This window comes from Blautia sp. 210820-DFI.6.14, assembly GCF_020558815.1.
Classification (GTDB): Bacteria; Bacillota; Clostridia; order Lachnospirales; family Lachnospiraceae; genus Blautia_A; species Blautia_A obeum.
Genome location: NZ_JAJCKS010000003.1, coordinates 21,269 through 35,635, shown reverse-complemented (window position 1 = coordinate 35,635; position 14,367 = coordinate 21,269). Strand labels below are relative to the sequence as shown.

General features: G+C 43.1%; 14 protein-coding genes, 7 tRNA genes and 1 riboswitch. Of the genes, 11 read left to right on the top strand and 10 right to left on the bottom strand.

Annotated features, from left to right (window positions below):
- Window positions 1-28: 28 nt before the first annotated feature.
- Window positions 29-1,252: a bifunctional glutamate N-acetyltransferase/amino-acid acetyltransferase ArgJ gene (argJ, locus tag LI112_RS04085; protein WP_005424324.1), complete on the bottom strand. Its 1,224-nt coding sequence runs from the start codon at window positions 1,250-1,252 to the stop codon at window positions 29-31.
- 47 nt (window positions 1,253-1,299) lie between these two features.
- Window positions 1,300-2,340, bottom strand: coding sequence for an N-acetyl-gamma-glutamyl-phosphate reductase (argC, locus tag LI112_RS04080; RefSeq protein ID WP_173898569.1), 1,041 nt, complete (start codon window positions 2,338-2,340; stop codon window positions 1,300-1,302).
- 359 nt (window positions 2,341-2,699) lie between these two features.
- On the opposite strand from argC, the gene LI112_RS04075 reads away from it, so the two are divergent.
- The 4 genes from LI112_RS04075 to LI112_RS04060 all read left to right on the top strand — a co-directional run bounded on the left by LI112_RS04075 (window position 2,700) and on the right by LI112_RS04060 (window position 8,119).
- Entirely contained in the window at window positions 2,700-3,932 is a 1,233-nt protein-coding gene (locus LI112_RS04075; RefSeq protein WP_005424322.1) for an argininosuccinate synthase, read from the top strand.
- A gap of 132 nt (window positions 3,933-4,064) precedes the next feature.
- A riboswitch (purine riboswitch) is annotated at window positions 4,065-4,160 on the top strand.
- A 71-nt stretch (window positions 4,161-4,231) separates the two neighbouring features.
- Window positions 4,232-5,518, top strand: coding sequence for an amidohydrolase family protein (locus tag LI112_RS04070; RefSeq protein WP_227190278.1), 1,287 nt, complete (start codon window positions 4,232-4,234; stop codon window positions 5,516-5,518).
- Window positions 5,519-5,553: 35 nt separating this feature from the next.
- Entirely contained in the window at window positions 5,554-6,930 is a 1,377-nt protein-coding gene (locus tag LI112_RS04065) for an NCS2 family permease (RefSeq protein ID WP_173908475.1), read from the top strand.
- A 289-nt stretch (window positions 6,931-7,219) separates the two neighbouring features.
- Entirely contained in the window at window positions 7,220-8,119 is a 900-nt protein-coding gene (locus tag LI112_RS04060; protein WP_227190315.1) for a DMT family transporter, read from the top strand.
- Between the two features lie 188 nt (window positions 8,120-8,307).
- On the opposite strand, the gene LI112_RS04055 is transcribed toward LI112_RS04060, so the two are convergent.
- On the bottom strand, window positions 8,308-8,682 hold the full coding sequence (locus LI112_RS04055; protein WP_005424317.1) for a metal-dependent transcriptional regulator: 375 nt from the start codon (window positions 8,680-8,682) through the stop codon (window positions 8,308-8,310).
- 98 nt (window positions 8,683-8,780) lie between these two features.
- The gene (locus LI112_RS04050) at window positions 8,781-9,515 is read right to left on the bottom strand and encodes a hypothetical protein (RefSeq protein ID WP_117592065.1); all 735 of its coding nucleotides are present in this window, start codon (window positions 9,513-9,515) and stop codon (window positions 8,781-8,783) included.
- A gap of 335 nt (window positions 9,516-9,850) precedes the next feature.
- Between LI112_RS04050 and LI112_RS04045 the strand changes: the two genes are divergently transcribed.
- The 7 genes from LI112_RS04045 to LI112_RS04015 all read left to right on the top strand — a co-directional run bounded on the left by LI112_RS04045 (window position 9,851) and on the right by LI112_RS04015 (window position 10,630).
- Window positions 9,851-9,925 (top strand) — tRNA-Pro (locus LI112_RS04045).
- A 29-nt stretch (window positions 9,926-9,954) separates the two neighbouring features.
- Window positions 9,955-10,025: transfer RNA gene (locus LI112_RS04040), tRNA-Gly, on the top strand.
- 22 nt (window positions 10,026-10,047) lie between these two features.
- A tRNA-Arg gene (locus tag LI112_RS04035) sits at window positions 10,048-10,121 on the top strand.
- A gap of 5 nt (window positions 10,122-10,126) precedes the next feature.
- Window positions 10,127-10,200, top strand: a tRNA-His gene (locus LI112_RS04030).
- An 8-nt stretch (window positions 10,201-10,208) separates the two neighbouring features.
- A tRNA-Gln gene (locus LI112_RS04025) sits at window positions 10,209-10,280 on the top strand.
- A gap of 10 nt (window positions 10,281-10,290) precedes the next feature.
- Window positions 10,291-10,363: transfer RNA gene (locus LI112_RS04020), tRNA-Lys, on the top strand.
- 186 nt (window positions 10,364-10,549) lie between these two features.
- Window positions 10,550-10,630, top strand: a tRNA-Leu gene (locus tag LI112_RS04015).
- A 233-nt stretch (window positions 10,631-10,863) separates the two neighbouring features.
- Here LI112_RS04015 and LI112_RS04010 read toward each other — a convergent pair.
- From LI112_RS04010 to LI112_RS03985, 6 genes are all read right to left on the bottom strand, one after another.
- Complete coding sequence (locus tag LI112_RS04010) at window positions 10,864-11,343, bottom strand: metallophosphoesterase (RefSeq protein WP_005424314.1); 480 nt, start codon at window positions 11,341-11,343, stop codon at window positions 10,864-10,866.
- Window positions 11,340-11,924 (bottom strand): XTP/dITP diphosphatase, encoded by a 585-nt coding sequence (locus LI112_RS04005; protein WP_118037041.1) that lies wholly within the window; start codon window positions 11,922-11,924, stop codon window positions 11,340-11,342. The genes LI112_RS04010 and LI112_RS04005 overlap by 4 nt, the downstream gene beginning before the upstream one ends.
- Window positions 11,921-13,072, bottom strand: coding sequence for a class I SAM-dependent RNA methyltransferase (locus LI112_RS04000; RefSeq protein WP_118051126.1), 1,152 nt, complete (start codon window positions 13,070-13,072; stop codon window positions 11,921-11,923). Before LI112_RS04000 ends, LI112_RS04005 begins: the two co-directional genes overlap by 4 nt.
- Window positions 13,069-13,614 (bottom strand): phosphodiesterase, encoded by a 546-nt coding sequence (yfcE, locus tag LI112_RS03995; protein WP_022388460.1) that lies wholly within the window; start codon window positions 13,612-13,614, stop codon window positions 13,069-13,071. The genes LI112_RS04000 and yfcE overlap by 4 nt, the downstream gene beginning before the upstream one ends.
- 75 nt (window positions 13,615-13,689) lie before the next feature.
- Window positions 13,690-14,004 (bottom strand): rhodanese-like domain-containing protein, encoded by a 315-nt coding sequence (locus LI112_RS03990; RefSeq protein WP_022388459.1) that lies wholly within the window; start codon window positions 14,002-14,004, stop codon window positions 13,690-13,692.
- Window positions 14,005-14,170: 166 nt separating this feature from the next.
- Window positions 14,171-14,359 (bottom strand): hypothetical protein, encoded by a 189-nt coding sequence (locus tag LI112_RS03985; RefSeq protein WP_022388458.1) that lies wholly within the window; start codon window positions 14,357-14,359, stop codon window positions 14,171-14,173.
- Between the last annotated feature and the right edge of the window lie 8 nt (window positions 14,360-14,367).

Here is a 14,367-nt window from a genome sequence, read left to right as displayed (position 1 = left end):
TTCTCCTCATTATATATTCTAAAACCTGTTATGACCTGTAATCCGCATTGATCTTAATATAATCATAAGTAAGGTCACAGCCCCATGCAGTTGCTGTACAGTCCCCCATCTTTACATCAGCGATTGCCGTCACTGCATCTTCAGAAAGGATCTTGGTTGCTTCTTCTTCACTGTAATCAACTGCCACACCATTTTCAATGATCTGAATCTTACCTGCTTTACTTTCAAAATACAGGTCTACTTTTTCCGGATCAAACTGTGCGCCTGAATATCCCATTGCACAGAGAATTCTTCCCCAGTTTGCATCATGTCCATAGATTGCAGCCTTTGTAAGAGAAGAAGTAACGATGGATTTACTTAAAGTTACTGCCTGTTCCTTACTCTCTGCTCCAATGATCCTGACCTCAAACAGTGCAGTTGCTCCCTCACCGTCACCGGCAATTTTCTTTGCAAGTGTGGTATTGATATAGTTCAAAGCCTCGCAGAATTTCTGATAATCTTCATTCTTCTCATTGATCTCCGGATTCTCTGCCATTCCATTTGCAAGTAAAAGAACAGTATCATTTGTAGAAGTATCACCATCAACGGATACCATGTTATACGTATCCTTAACATCCTGGCTTAATGCTTCCTGCAGAAGTTGTTTGGAAATGCACGCATCTGTAGTGACAAACCCAAGCATGGTACACATATTTGGATGGATCATTCCAGAACCTTTGCACATGCCGCCAATGGTAACTGTCTTTCCACCAACTTCAATCTGTACTGCGACTTCTTTTTCCTTTGTATCTGTAGTCATGATTGCTTTTGCCGCTTCGTTTCCGGCTTCCAGAGTTCCCTGAAGCTTCGGTGCCATTGCTTTGACACCATCCGCCAGTTTCTGGATTGGAAGCTGCATACCGATAACACCTGTAGATGCTACCAGTACACTGTTTTCATCCACATTCAAAGTTTCCGCTGCTGCTTTTGCAGTAGCCCGGCAGTAACTAAATCCCTCTTCACCGGTACATGCATTGGCAATACCACTGTTACAGATGATCACCTGGGCACTCGGATGCTGATAAACAATCTCCTGATCCCATTTTACCGGTGCTGCCTTCACAATATTTGTCGTAAAAGTACCTGCTGCCACACACGGTTTCTCACTATATACCATTGCCATATCAGTTCTTCCCTGATATTTGATTCCCGCAGCTGTGGATGCTGCCTGAAAACCTTTTGCTGCTGTAACTCCACCTGTAATGATCTTCATAATATATTCCTCCTCGTCATATGGAATATCCCTGTGTTCTTGTTTCTTTACGGAAGCATCGGAATCTGATGAAGACCTTCCGCTTCATCGAAACCGAACATCAGGTTCATATTCTGTACAGCCTGTCCTGCTGCACCTTTTACAAGATTGTCGATCGCACCCATCATAATGACACGTCCGGTTCTCAGGTCAATCTTGAAGTTGACATCTACGTAGTTGCTGCCCTCTACACATTTTGTCTGCGGGCATACATCCTTGTCCAGAACACGGATGAATGTTTCATCTGCATAATATTTATCATAAGCGGCTCTTACTTCTTCATAGGAAACTTCTTTCTTCAGAGAAGCATATGCGGTCACCAGAATTCCTCTGTTCATCGGAATCAGATGTGGCGTAAAATTGATCAGGACCTCCTGACCGCATGCATATCCCAGCTGATCCTCGATCTCCGGTGTATGACGGTGAGTCGCTACACCATACGCCTTGATGTTCTCATTTACTTCACAGTAAAGGTTCGGAACCTTTGCCCCCCTTCCTGCTCCTGATGTACCGGATTTTGCATCAATGATGATCGTATTCGGATCGATCAGTCCTTCTTTGAGAAGTGGATAGATTGATAATGTCGAACATGTCGGATAGCATCCCGGATTAGCGATCAGTCTTGCTTTCTTAATATCCTCACGATTAATCTCACACAATCCGTAAACAGCCTCATCAATAAACTGTGGAGCTTTGTGCTCGATGCCATACCATTTTTCATATTTCTTTACATCTTTAATACGGAAATCCGCACTCAGATCAATCACCTTGGCTTTGGAAAGGATCTCTTCATTTACAAGAGATGCACAAAGCCCCTGTGGTGTTGCAGTAAAAATCACATCTACCTCATCCGCAAGTGCAGCCATATTGTCATCCATACATTTTGCATCTACCAGTTTGAAAAAGTTCTGATAAACATCTGCATATTTCTGATCAATATAGCTTCTTGAACCATACCATGCCACTTCTACTTCTTTATGTCCAAGGAGCAGTCTTGCAAGTTCATTTCCTGCATAACCAGTCGCTCCGATAATTCCTGCTTTGATCATTTTTCTCTCCTCCTGAAATCGGAATGTTCTCTCATAAGATGTAACAATTATACATCCTTTATGCATAATATGCAATACGTAATTTTTATGGATTTTACATTCTTTTTTCTTGAATTTATGTATTTTTATTGGTTTCTTCCTATTTAAATGTGCATTTTTATACAAAAAAATCTTTAACTTTTTTGCATATTGGTATTGCATATTTATAAAAATTGTTGTATATTATCTTTTGTCGAAACCCGACATAGCATGAAGATTCAACACTTTATCAAATCAGCGTATGAATCTTTACCTTTTATAATATCAAATATTCATGTATCTGCCAAGTGGCAGAAAATCATTTTCAGGAGGATTACATTATGAAAGAAAAAGTTGTACTTGCTTATTCAGGCGGTCTTGATACCACAGCACTGATTCCGTGGCTGAAAGAAACCTTTGATTATGAAGTTATCTGCTGCTGCGTAAACTGCGGACAGGGTAACGAATTGGATGGACTGGATGAAAGAGCCAAACTTTCCGGAGCTTCCAAATTATATATTGAAGATATTGTTGATGATTTCTGTGACAATTATGTAATGCCTTGTGTACAGGCAGGTGCTGTATACGAACATAAATATCTGCTTGGTACCTCTATGGCACGTCCGGCAATTGCCAAGAAACTTGTTGAAATTGCACGTAAAGAAAATGCAGTTGCTATCTGCCATGGTGCAACCGGTAAAGGTAATGACCAGATTCGTTTCGAACTTGGTATCAAAGCACTTGCGCCGGATATCAAGATCATCGCTCCTTGGAGAATGACAGACGTATGGACCATGCAGTCCCGTGAAGATGAGATCGCATTCTGTCAGGCTCATGGAATCAATCTTCCGTTTGATGCAAGCCACAGTTATAGCCGTGACCGTAACTTATGGCACATCAGCCATGAAGGTCTGGAACTGGAAGATCCTTCCCAGGCTCCAAACTATGATGACATGCTTGTTTTAAGTGTAACTCCTGAAAAAGCGCCAGATAAAGAAACAGAAGTAACTATGACTTTCGAAGAAGGTGTTCCGAAAACTCTCAACGGAAAAGCAATGAAGGTTTCCGAGATCATCACTGAACTGAACCGTCTTGGCGGCGAAAACGGAATCGGTATCATTGATATCGTAGAAAACCGTGTTGTTGGTATGAAATCCCGTGGTGTATACGAAACTCCTGGCGGAACAATTCTGATGGCAGCTCACGAACAATTGGAAGAACTGATCCTTGACCGTGACACAATGGAAGCCAAGAAGAAACTCGGCAGCCAGTTTGCTCAGGTTGTATACGAAGGAAAATGGTTCACACCACTTCGCGAAGCAATCCAGGCATTCGTAGAATCCACACAGAAATATGTAACCGGTGAAGTTAAATTCAAACTTTACAAAGGAAACATCATCAAAGCCGGTACAACTTCTCCATACAGCCTGTACAACGAATCTCTTGCATCCTTTACAACAGGTGATATGTATGATCACCATGATGCAGACGGATTCATCACCCTCTTTGGTCTTCCGCTCAAAGTTCGTGCTATGAAATTACTGGAAGTAGAAAAAAACAAAAACAATAAATAATTTCAACTTCTCTTTCCGATAGTCTGGAATTTCAGGCTATCGGATTTTTTATGCAAATTTTTTCCTTAATATTATCAGGCAAACCTTTTATTTTATATTTGACAGAAAACATTTGCTATTTTATAATAATTTTATAAACAACATCACGAAACTTATATAGGTCCATAATTGGTTGGACGTCTCTACCAACTACCGTAATAGTTGCCTATAAGTTCTTTTTGAGGGACTTATTACGCATTAATATTCGGTATTTTTTTTGCCTGCGGACAAGTTCCAACAGCCAAAAGGAGGTAACTCATATGACAAAAAAACCAACCACATTTGCACTCAGAGGCGCTGTATGCTTCAGTACAGATTCCAGTCATCTGACCTGTCTCGAAGACGCTTATATTGTCTGTCAGAATGGACGGACAGCCGGTGTCTTCACAGAGCTTCCCGAACAGTTTCACGGCATTCCCTGTCAGGATTTCAGCAACTGTCTGATCATCCCCGGAATGAATGATCTTCATCTCCATGCACCACAGTATGCATTTCACGGTATGTACATGGATCTGGAGCTGCTGGAATGGCTCAACACGGTCACGTTTCCGGAAGAAGCCAGATATTCTGATCTGAACTATGCAGAAAAAGCCTATTCCATCTTTGCCGATGATCTGAAAAAAAGTGCGACCACACGAGCTTCCATCTTCGGCACCTTACATGTAGATGCAACAGAACTTCTGATGGACCTTATGGAGAAAACCGGACTAAAAGCTTTCATCGGCAAAATAAATATGGACCGGAACGGCTCCAAGGCTCTCCAGGAGGAAAGTGCTGTTGTTTCTGCAACGGATACTGTCCGCTGGCTAAATGATATTGCAGGAAAATATGAGAACGTCAAACCGATTCTCACCCCTCGTTTTACCCCTTCCTGCAGTGACGAACTTATGTCCAGACTGGCAGAAATCCAGCGAGCTTACTGTCTCCCGGTACAGTCTCACCTTTCCGAAAACAAGAGTGAAATAGCCTGGGTAAAAGAATTATGCCCCAATACTTCTTTCTATGGGGAAGCCTATGATCAGTTTGGTCTCTTTGGCGGCAAAACCTGCCCGACGATCATGGCGCACTGTGTATACAGTTCTGATGCAGAGCTCTCCCTGATGAAGGACCGAGGTGTATTCATCGCCCACTGCCCACAGTCCAATACCAATCTCTCTTCTGGTATCGCTCCGGTCAGGCGTTATCTTGAAGAGGGACTTCACATCGGACTCGGTACCGACATTGCCGGCGGCCACTCTCTTTCCATGCTACGAGCGATCGCAGATGCCATTCAAGTATCCAAACTTCGCTGGCGGCTTGTGGATGATTCCCAAAAACCTCTTTCACTGGAAGAAGCCTTTTATATGGCTACTATGGGTGGAGGATCCTTTTTCGGAAAAGTCGGAACTTTCGCGGAAGGCTATGAGTTTGATGCACTGATTCTGGATGACAGCAAACTCCGGCATCCTCAGCCTCTGACGGCCAGAGAACGTCTGGAACGACTGATCTATCTCTCAGATGACAGTTGCATCACCGGAAAATATATTTCCGGAAACAAAATCTTTTAGTGCATACATCTGCACAACACGAAGGGGGTACTTATATGAATCTCGACAAAATTTTCCACCTGAAAGAAAATCACACAGATGTCAAAACTGAGGTTATGGCAGGAATCACTACCTTTATGACAATGGCTTATATCCTGGCCGTCAATCCAAACATCCTGTCTGCTTCCGGCATGGACCGCGGCTCTGTCTTCACCGCCACCGCACTATCCGCATTCATTGCCACCTGTCTGATGGCGCTTCTGTCCAACTATCCGTTCGTTCTTGCTCCTGGTATGGGACTGAACGCATACTTTACCTACACAGTAGTTCTCGGTATGGGATACACCTGGCAGCAGGCACTTGCAGCAGTCTTTGCAGAAGGTATCATTTTTATCCTGCTTTCTCTTACCAATGTACGTGAAGCGATCTTCAACTCCATTCCGATGAACCTGAAACACGCAGTATCCGTAGGTATCGGTCTCTTTATCGCATTCATCGGACTGCAAAATGCCAAGATCGTTGTTGGAAATGATTCCACACTGGTAAGCATCTTTTCCTTCAAATCTTCTGTAGCAGAAGGGACCTTCTCCTCTCAGGGAATCACCGTATTGCTGGCTCTGATTGGTATTCTGGTGACCGCTGTTCTTCTGGCAAAAGATGTCAAGGGAAGTATTCTCTGGGGCATCCTGATCACCTGGGTTCTCGGAATCATCTGCCAGCTGACACATCTGTATGTACCAAATGCAGACATTGGTTATTACAGCCTGCTTCCAGATTTTTCAAACGGAATTTCTGTACCAAGTATGGCTCCAACCTTTATGAAAATGGATTTTTCCATTGTATTCTCACTGGATTTCGTAGTCATCATGTTTGCATTCCTGTTTGTTGATATGTTTGATACGCTTGGAACTCTGATCGGCGTAGCTTCCAAGGCAGATATGCTCGACAAAGACGGCAAACTTCCAAAAATCAAAGGTGCACTTCTCTCTGACGCGGTCGGAACAACTGTAGGTGCTGTTTGCGGTACTTCTACCGTTACAACTTTTGTGGAAAGTGCTTCTGGTGTTGCAGAAGGCGGACGTACAGGCCTCACCTCTCTGGTAGCAGCTGTACTGTTTGGACTTTCTCTCCTGCTTTCACCAATTTTCCTGGCAATTCCTTCTTTTGCCACAGCACCCGCCCTGATCGTTGTTGGTTATCTGATGCTGACATCAGTAACAAAGATTGATTTCAATGATATGACAGAAGCAATCCCTTGCTTTATTGCTATCATTGCAATGCCATTTATGTACAGTATTTCAGAAGGTATTTCCATGGGTGTTATCTCTTATGTGGTAATCAATGTAATTACCGGAAAAGCAAAAGAAAAGAAGATCAGTGTGCTGATGTACGTTCTTGCCATATTATTTGTACTGAAATATATTTTCATCTGATCTTAACAAGGATGCGCAGTGATTCTGTAAAGAAGATGTCAGCTTATGCTGACCTGAATCACGCGCCAGGTCTCACGGATGTTCGACTTGAAAATTATTCATAGGGACTCTGCATATGCGGAGTCCTTATTTTTTTATTTTCACTCTTTATCAATGCATACCTATGCAGTATAATACAAAGATACAAGGGTTTAAAGCGGATATGAGCTTCATGCTCGCATGAATGGGCATATACATTTGAAACCCGCTATCTTATCACACGAGGAGAAACATTATGAAAAAAGAATCTATTCCGGTCAGGAATTCTCTTTTACTGCTTCTGACTGCAACTATCTGGGGTGTTGCCTTTGTTGCCCAGAGTGTCAGCATGGACTACATCGGCGGCTTTACTTTCAATGCCGTCCGCAATCTTATTGGTGCACTGACACTCCTGCCGGTCATCTGGGGACTTGGCAAAACAAAAGCACCAGGAGAAAAAAAACGTATTCAAGCATCTTCCGACCGCAAAACATTAATCACCGGCGGTATCTGCTGTGGTATCCTGCTCTGCTTTGCAAGCAACTTCCAGCAGTTTGGCATCAAATACACCAGCGTTGGTAAAGCCGGCTTTATCACCGCCTGTTACATTGTCATTGTTCCGATCATCGGTATCTTTCTGAAAAAGAAATGCAGCCCGTTTATCTGGATTGCTGTCATTCTTTCCCTGTGTGGACTTTATCTTCTTTGTCTGACTCCAGGAGAGGGATTTGCCATCGGCAAGGGCGAACTTCTGGTACTGATCTGTGCTTTCCTGTTTTCCTTACATATCCTTACAATCGACCATTTCTCACCACTGGTAGATGGTGTAAAAATGTCCTGTATCCAGTTTCTGGTCTGTGGAATCCTCTCCGGAATCCCGGCGCTGATCTTTGAAAGTCCGGATCTTGCCGGAATTTTCGCCGCAAAAATTCCGGTTCTCTATGCCGGAGTTATGTCCTGTGGCGTTGCCTACACCCTGCAGATCGTCGGTCAGAAAAATATGAACCCAACTGTAGTCTCCCTGATTCTCAGCTTGGAATCCTGTATCTCTGTTATCGCTGGCTGGTTGATTCTCGGCCAAAATCTCAGTAGTCGCGAAATTTTCGGCTGCGTGCTGATGTTTGGTGCGATCATCCTGGCTCAGTTGCCACAAAAAGGAACTGCTTTCTGATAAAATTGGTTTTGCCGCGTTGCATAATTATACCAAAAAAGGTCATCACTGTCAGAATTGATCTGATTCAACTCTGATCGTGACGACCTTTTTATCTCATATTTTATTTAAACGAATACAAAAGCTCTGATTCACTCTGCAATCTGTTTAAATCTCGTATGTCTCGAGATATTACCTGTGAACAGTAATTAAATCTCGCCTTTTGCTTTCAGATGTTCTTTTATCTTCTCAAAACTCTCATCACTGACATCATGTTCCATCTTGCAGGCATCTGCCCGGGCAATCTCATCACATACTCCAAGGCCTTCCAGCATCTTTGTCAGGACGGTATGGCGCTCATAGATTCTGTTTGCAATCTCAGCACCTTTGTCCATCAGTGTCACCGTTCCATAACGGTCCATCGCAATATAACCGTCTTCTCTGAGAAGCTTCATTGCATGGCTGACACTTGGCTTGGATACCCCGAGCATAGTCGCAATATCAACAGAACGAACTCCGCCGCCTTTTTTGGATAAAACAAGGATTGCCTCCAGGTAATCCTCTGCCGATTCTCTGATTTGCATAAAAAATACCTCCCATTTAGGTACATAATACCACAGGATTACCCTGAATTCAACAATTGTTTTTCTTATCTAACTTTGTTTAGGCGCCACTGTATGTCTTAATTATCATCGCCGGTCAGACGAAGAATATCGCGGATCTCATCCACCTTCATATCAAGGATGATTGCCAGTTCATCGATCGTAAATGCATTCTTCTCATCCTCTCCGTCATTTAATTCTCGAACAGCACTTTCCAGTTTCTCCACACGCGCTACCAGACTGTCATCCTCGAATTTTCTCTGTGTCTGTTCTTCCAGAACAAGCTGGATTCCTTTGCGCATTTCACTCAGAAGCCACTTCTCATCTCTGCATTCATCACCGGCAGTTCCAAGCGCCTGGATCAGGCACAGATTCGCCTCCTGAATCAGATCGGCCAGCTGCATTTCTTCTATATTCATCTCAACAGCCATATCTGCCGCCGTTTTCATATAATAAGAAGTAAGTGTCTGAAGTGCCCTCTGATCACCGGCTGCCAGAGCTTCAAATACACTGTCAGCATCCACCTCATCAACAACCGGCAGTTCCTCCAGATAATTTTTAAGATAAGCTTCTTCTTCTGCTGTAAGAGGAATTTTTTTATGTTCAGGCTCCTTTGCTTCTTCTCCTGCCGTTTCCAGACCTTCAATGAGAATTCCCTGAGAAGTAAGATATTTTAATACACCCAGCAACTGGCTTTTGTCCAGGTCACACTCTTCAAATACCTGACGGATTTCGGCTGCATTTAACGCATTCCCATGTTGTCTGGCAATTTCCTGCACTTCTTTTAGTTTATTCTGAAACTCCTGTACGTTCATCACAGTTCTCCTTTATTCCGACAGTTCATCTGTCATTATCTTATTAAGATCATTTAAACACACTGTTATTTTTCATTTTTTCTCCGTTTTTTATTGTAACATCCTTCTCTGTTTTTTCCAAGAAAATCTATCTCTTTTCTATAATTTTTACTCTTTTCGCAATAAAATATAAAACTTTTTTCCACCTGAAACCCCTGTAAAATCAATGTTTTTTAGGTCTTAAAACTTTTTTCGAAAAAAAGTTGAAAAAAGTTGTTGACATTTGCATATCACTATAATATAATATGTCTTGCGTTGAGCGACAAAGCCAAACGCAAACAATTAAATACCGTTAACGGGGTGTGGCTCAGCTTGGCTAGAGCGCCTGGTTTGGGACCAGGAGGCCGCAGGTTCGAATCCTGTCACCCCGATGCTGTAAACAATACCGTTTCAGCGACATGCGGGTGTAGTTCAATGGTAGAACACCAGCCTTCCAAGCTGGATACGTGGGTTCGATTCCCATCACCCGCTTCTCTGTTGCAAACAGAGGAATGTGTCTGTAGCTCAGCTGGATAGAGCAACGGCCTTCTAAGCCGTGGGTCGGGGGTTCGAATCCCTTCAGGCACGCTGTGGTGGGTATAGCGCAGTTGGTTAGCGCGCCAGATTGTGGCTCTGGAGGCCCAGGGTTCGAATCCCTGTATCCACCCTCGCCTTTGGGCTATCGCCAAGCGGTAAGGCACAGCACTTTGACTGCTGCATTCGCTGGTTCGAATCCAGCTAGCCCAGTCTTTTATATGGGATATTAGCTCAGTTGGTAGAGCACTTGACTTTTAATCAAGTTGTCCGGGGTTCGAATCCCCGATGTCTCATTGATTTTTAAGAACACTATCATTTCGATAGTGTTTTTATTTATCTTTTATGTTACACACGAATATATCAAACAATATGCGGATGTGGCGGAATTCTTTGTTCTTGAACGTCAGTTCAAGATCGGACAGACGCTAATCGATTTATCGATCGTCTGACAATTCCGTTTATCTATATATTGTTTCTATGCGGATGTGGCGGAATTGGCAGACGCGCCAGATTTAGGTTCTGGTGTCTACGACGTGCAGGTTCAAGTCCTGTCATCCGCATTTTATTTAAATCATAAGGATTGCAAAGGGACTTACCATTCCCTCTGCACACCCTTGGCTGAGAAGCAAAGGACTTCTTCGTTTTTCAAATAGGATATGTATAGAATAACAGCAGGAGACTTCTCTCTCGTATGGAGAAGATTTCCTGCTGTTTTGACATTCTATTATTTTGTTTTCCCTGAATCTTAACCCGAACAATTTAGAGTCCCCTATACATACTTGTTTAAATCATTTTACAGATATTTGATCTTGGCAGACATCTTTCTGTCTTTATCAGTCTCAAGGATCACATAGCTTGGCTTTCTGCCGTGCTGGCGTGGATAGGACAGACTTCCCGGGTTAATGGCCAGAACACCGTCTATTTCTTCAATTACAGGCTTATGCGTGTGTCCAAAGAACACAGCATCACAGTCTCTGGACTTTGCTTCTTCTGCGACACCGGAAATATCCATGGACACACCATAATAATTTCCATGCGTGACAAGAACCTTATTTCCATCAAGTTCTATCTCCTCTTCTCTCGGAAGGTCTGAGAAAAAATCATTATTGCCGGCAACAATACAGCAGGGGCAGTCCACAAGAGCTTCGATAAAAATCTCACGGCCCTCCACATCTCCGCAATGTACCAGCATATCAAACGGCGTTTCCATCATCACCGCTCTTTCCAGATTTTCATCGTGCCCATGGGTATCACTGACGATCAGTACCTTCATCGAAGTTCATCCTTGATCGCACGCAGAGCCTTCCCTCTGTGGCTGATCTTATTTTTTTCTTCCATGGAAAGTTCGGCAGAAGTACAGCCGTATTCCGGAAGATAAAAGATCGGATCATAACCAAAACCATTTTCTCCGCTCTCTTTATATCCGATTCTGCCTTCCATCGCTGCTCTCACAGTCTTCATCGTTCCATCCGGAAATGCCGCTGCGATCGCACACACAAACCTTGCAGTCCTCTTCTCATCCGGAACTCCTTCCAGTCTCTCGATCAGTTTTGCATTCTTAATATGGTAAGAAGTGTCTTCTCCCATATAACGTGCGGAATAAATTCCCGGCTCTTTATTCAGGTAATCGATTTCCAGTCCTGAATCATCTGCCAGAACGATCTCACCTGTCAGATTGCAGATGGTCCTTGCCTTGATCTGTGCATTTTCTTCAAACGTTTTTCCATCTTCTACAATATCTGCATGAATTCCGGCATCTTTTAAGGAAAGAAGTTCAATATCCAGATCTCCGAGTATTTCACGGATTTCTTTCATTTTTCCCTGATTACCGGTTGCAAAAATTACTTTTTTCAATCTTTTTTCCTCCTTGGTGGTTTCGGACCCAGGAACTGATAATAATATGTTTTTAACATACCATTATAAATCTTGCGATTCTTGTCCGCTTTTCGTCCAATATCATTTTCCGCACGGTCATAAGATGTGATCAGATACATAGACCACTTGTCCAGACGATTATAACTCTCTCCAATCTCTCTGTACAACTGTGGAAGTGCTTCTTTTTCTTCCAGACGTTCTCCATATGGCGGGTTCGTGATGATAAATCCATATGGTTTCGGATGACTGAGATCTTTGACTGCTCTCTGCTGAAAATGGATCAGCTTATCCACTCCTGCCATCTTCGCATTGGCACGGGCAGATTTCAGTGCCTCCGGATCAATATCATATCCCTGAATATCTGTATCTATATCCAGGTTCACACGGTCCTGCGCTTCCTCCAGTGCATCATACCAGCATTTGCGCGGAACCAGATGTTTCCAGTCTTCCGCAAGAAAAGAACGTTTCATGCCAGGAGCCATATCTGCCGCAATCATAGCTGCCTCGATCGGGAAAGTACCACTTCCGCAGAATGGATCCACAAGAATGCGGTCTTTATTCCATGGCGTCAACATGATCAGTGCAGAGGCCAGCGTCTCAGTGATCGGAGCTTTGACAGTCATCTGACGATAGCCTCTCTTATGAAGAGAAACTCCGGATGTATCAATCCCGATCGTAGCCACATCCTTCATAAAGGCTACTCGAATCGGGAAGCTTGCACCATCCTCCTGAAACCAGGAAATTCCATAAACACTTTTCAGGCGTTCTACAATTGCTTTTTTCATGATGGACTGAATATCAGAAGGACTGAACAGCGCACTCTTCACAGAATTGGCTTTTGCTACCCAGAACTTGCCATCCTTCGGAATATATTCTTCCCACGGGATCGCCTTTGTTTTTTCAAAAAGTTCGTCAAATGTCACTGCTTTAAACTCTCCGGTCTTCAGCAGAATCCTCTCTGTCGTACGAAGGAACATATTGGCCTGTGCAATACCTTCCGCATCTGCCAGAAACGTAACTTTGCCATCTTCTACCTTACTGATCTCATACCCGAGATCCAGAATCTCGCGTTTCAGAACCGCTTCCATGCCAAAGTGACACGGTGCGATCAATTCCATATATTTCATCCAAGCCTCATTTCCTTGATGATATTTCCATCAAAATCTTTAATCGTAAATGTTTTGTCTTCCAGAACAGCATATGTAGGCGGATTTCCTTCTTTCGGAATAGATACAGATCCCGGATTCAGAAGGATATACCCTTCTTTTTGTTCTGCTTTCAGCACATGTGTATGTCCATGTATCAGAATGTCTCCCTCGTGGAACGGTGGAAGATTATTTTCATTATAGACATGTCCATGCGTCGCATAAAAAGTAAGTCCGTTAATTGCCAGAATACAGTAATCTGCCATTACCGGGAATTCCAGAACCATCTGGTCCACTTCCGCTTCACAGTTACCTCTTACTGCGTAAATATCATTTTTCATGCCATTCAGCATTTTGATGACCTCTTTCGGTGCATATTCCTTCGGAAGGTCATTTCTCGGTCCGTGATAAAGCAGATCGCCCAGCAGCACCAGGCGTTCTGCCTGCTCTTCTTTATATTTCTCCAGCATCAGCCGGCAATAGTATGCCGAGCCGTGCACATCAGATGCAAACATGTATTTCATACTTAATTCTCCTCTGAATAATAACATTTTCTCTTTCTTACCTTATCATGGTTACAGGGAAATTACAAGATTTCATTACCTGTCTCCACTCACAAGATTTCTGCCTCGGTACGCCGTAAACCCACCGATCACCGAACGTGTCCTGTATCCCCGTCTGACAAATTCTCTTGCGGCTGCCATGCTTGCACCGCCTCTGTCACAGTAAAAAACAAGTATCTTATTCATTGGAAGATCTTTTCTGTTCTCCAGTGTTTCATATGGAATATTTACAGCTCCCCGCACATGACTTTCGGCATATGCTTTTTCTTCTCGCAGATCTATGATCAAAGCATCGTTTCGCCCCACATAATAATCAAGCATCCTGGCTGAGATCGTTTCAATAGGAAACATGACAAACCTTCCTTTTTTATTTATCATATGTTCCCTTTTCTTTTCGGTGCACGATCTGCCTCTTCAATCTTCCCAAGCAATACCATCCTTATCTGCAGGCAGCAAAAGAGGCCGGCACATAGCCAGCCTCTTTGCAAGAGAAGGGAAAATCCTGTTTTATTCTTCCTTAGTATCTGCCAGAATAATCATTCTGCTCTTTGTCATATGCATTGGATGTTTTGTTTCCATAACTGTTTCTGGAAGCATTTTTAGAGCTGTTTTTGGAACTGTTTCGGCTGTCCATTGCATTTTTGTCTGAAGTTTTATCTGTGCTGTAGTTTTTTGCTTTGTTTTCATTTTCGTAATTTTTTGCCATTTGTCCAT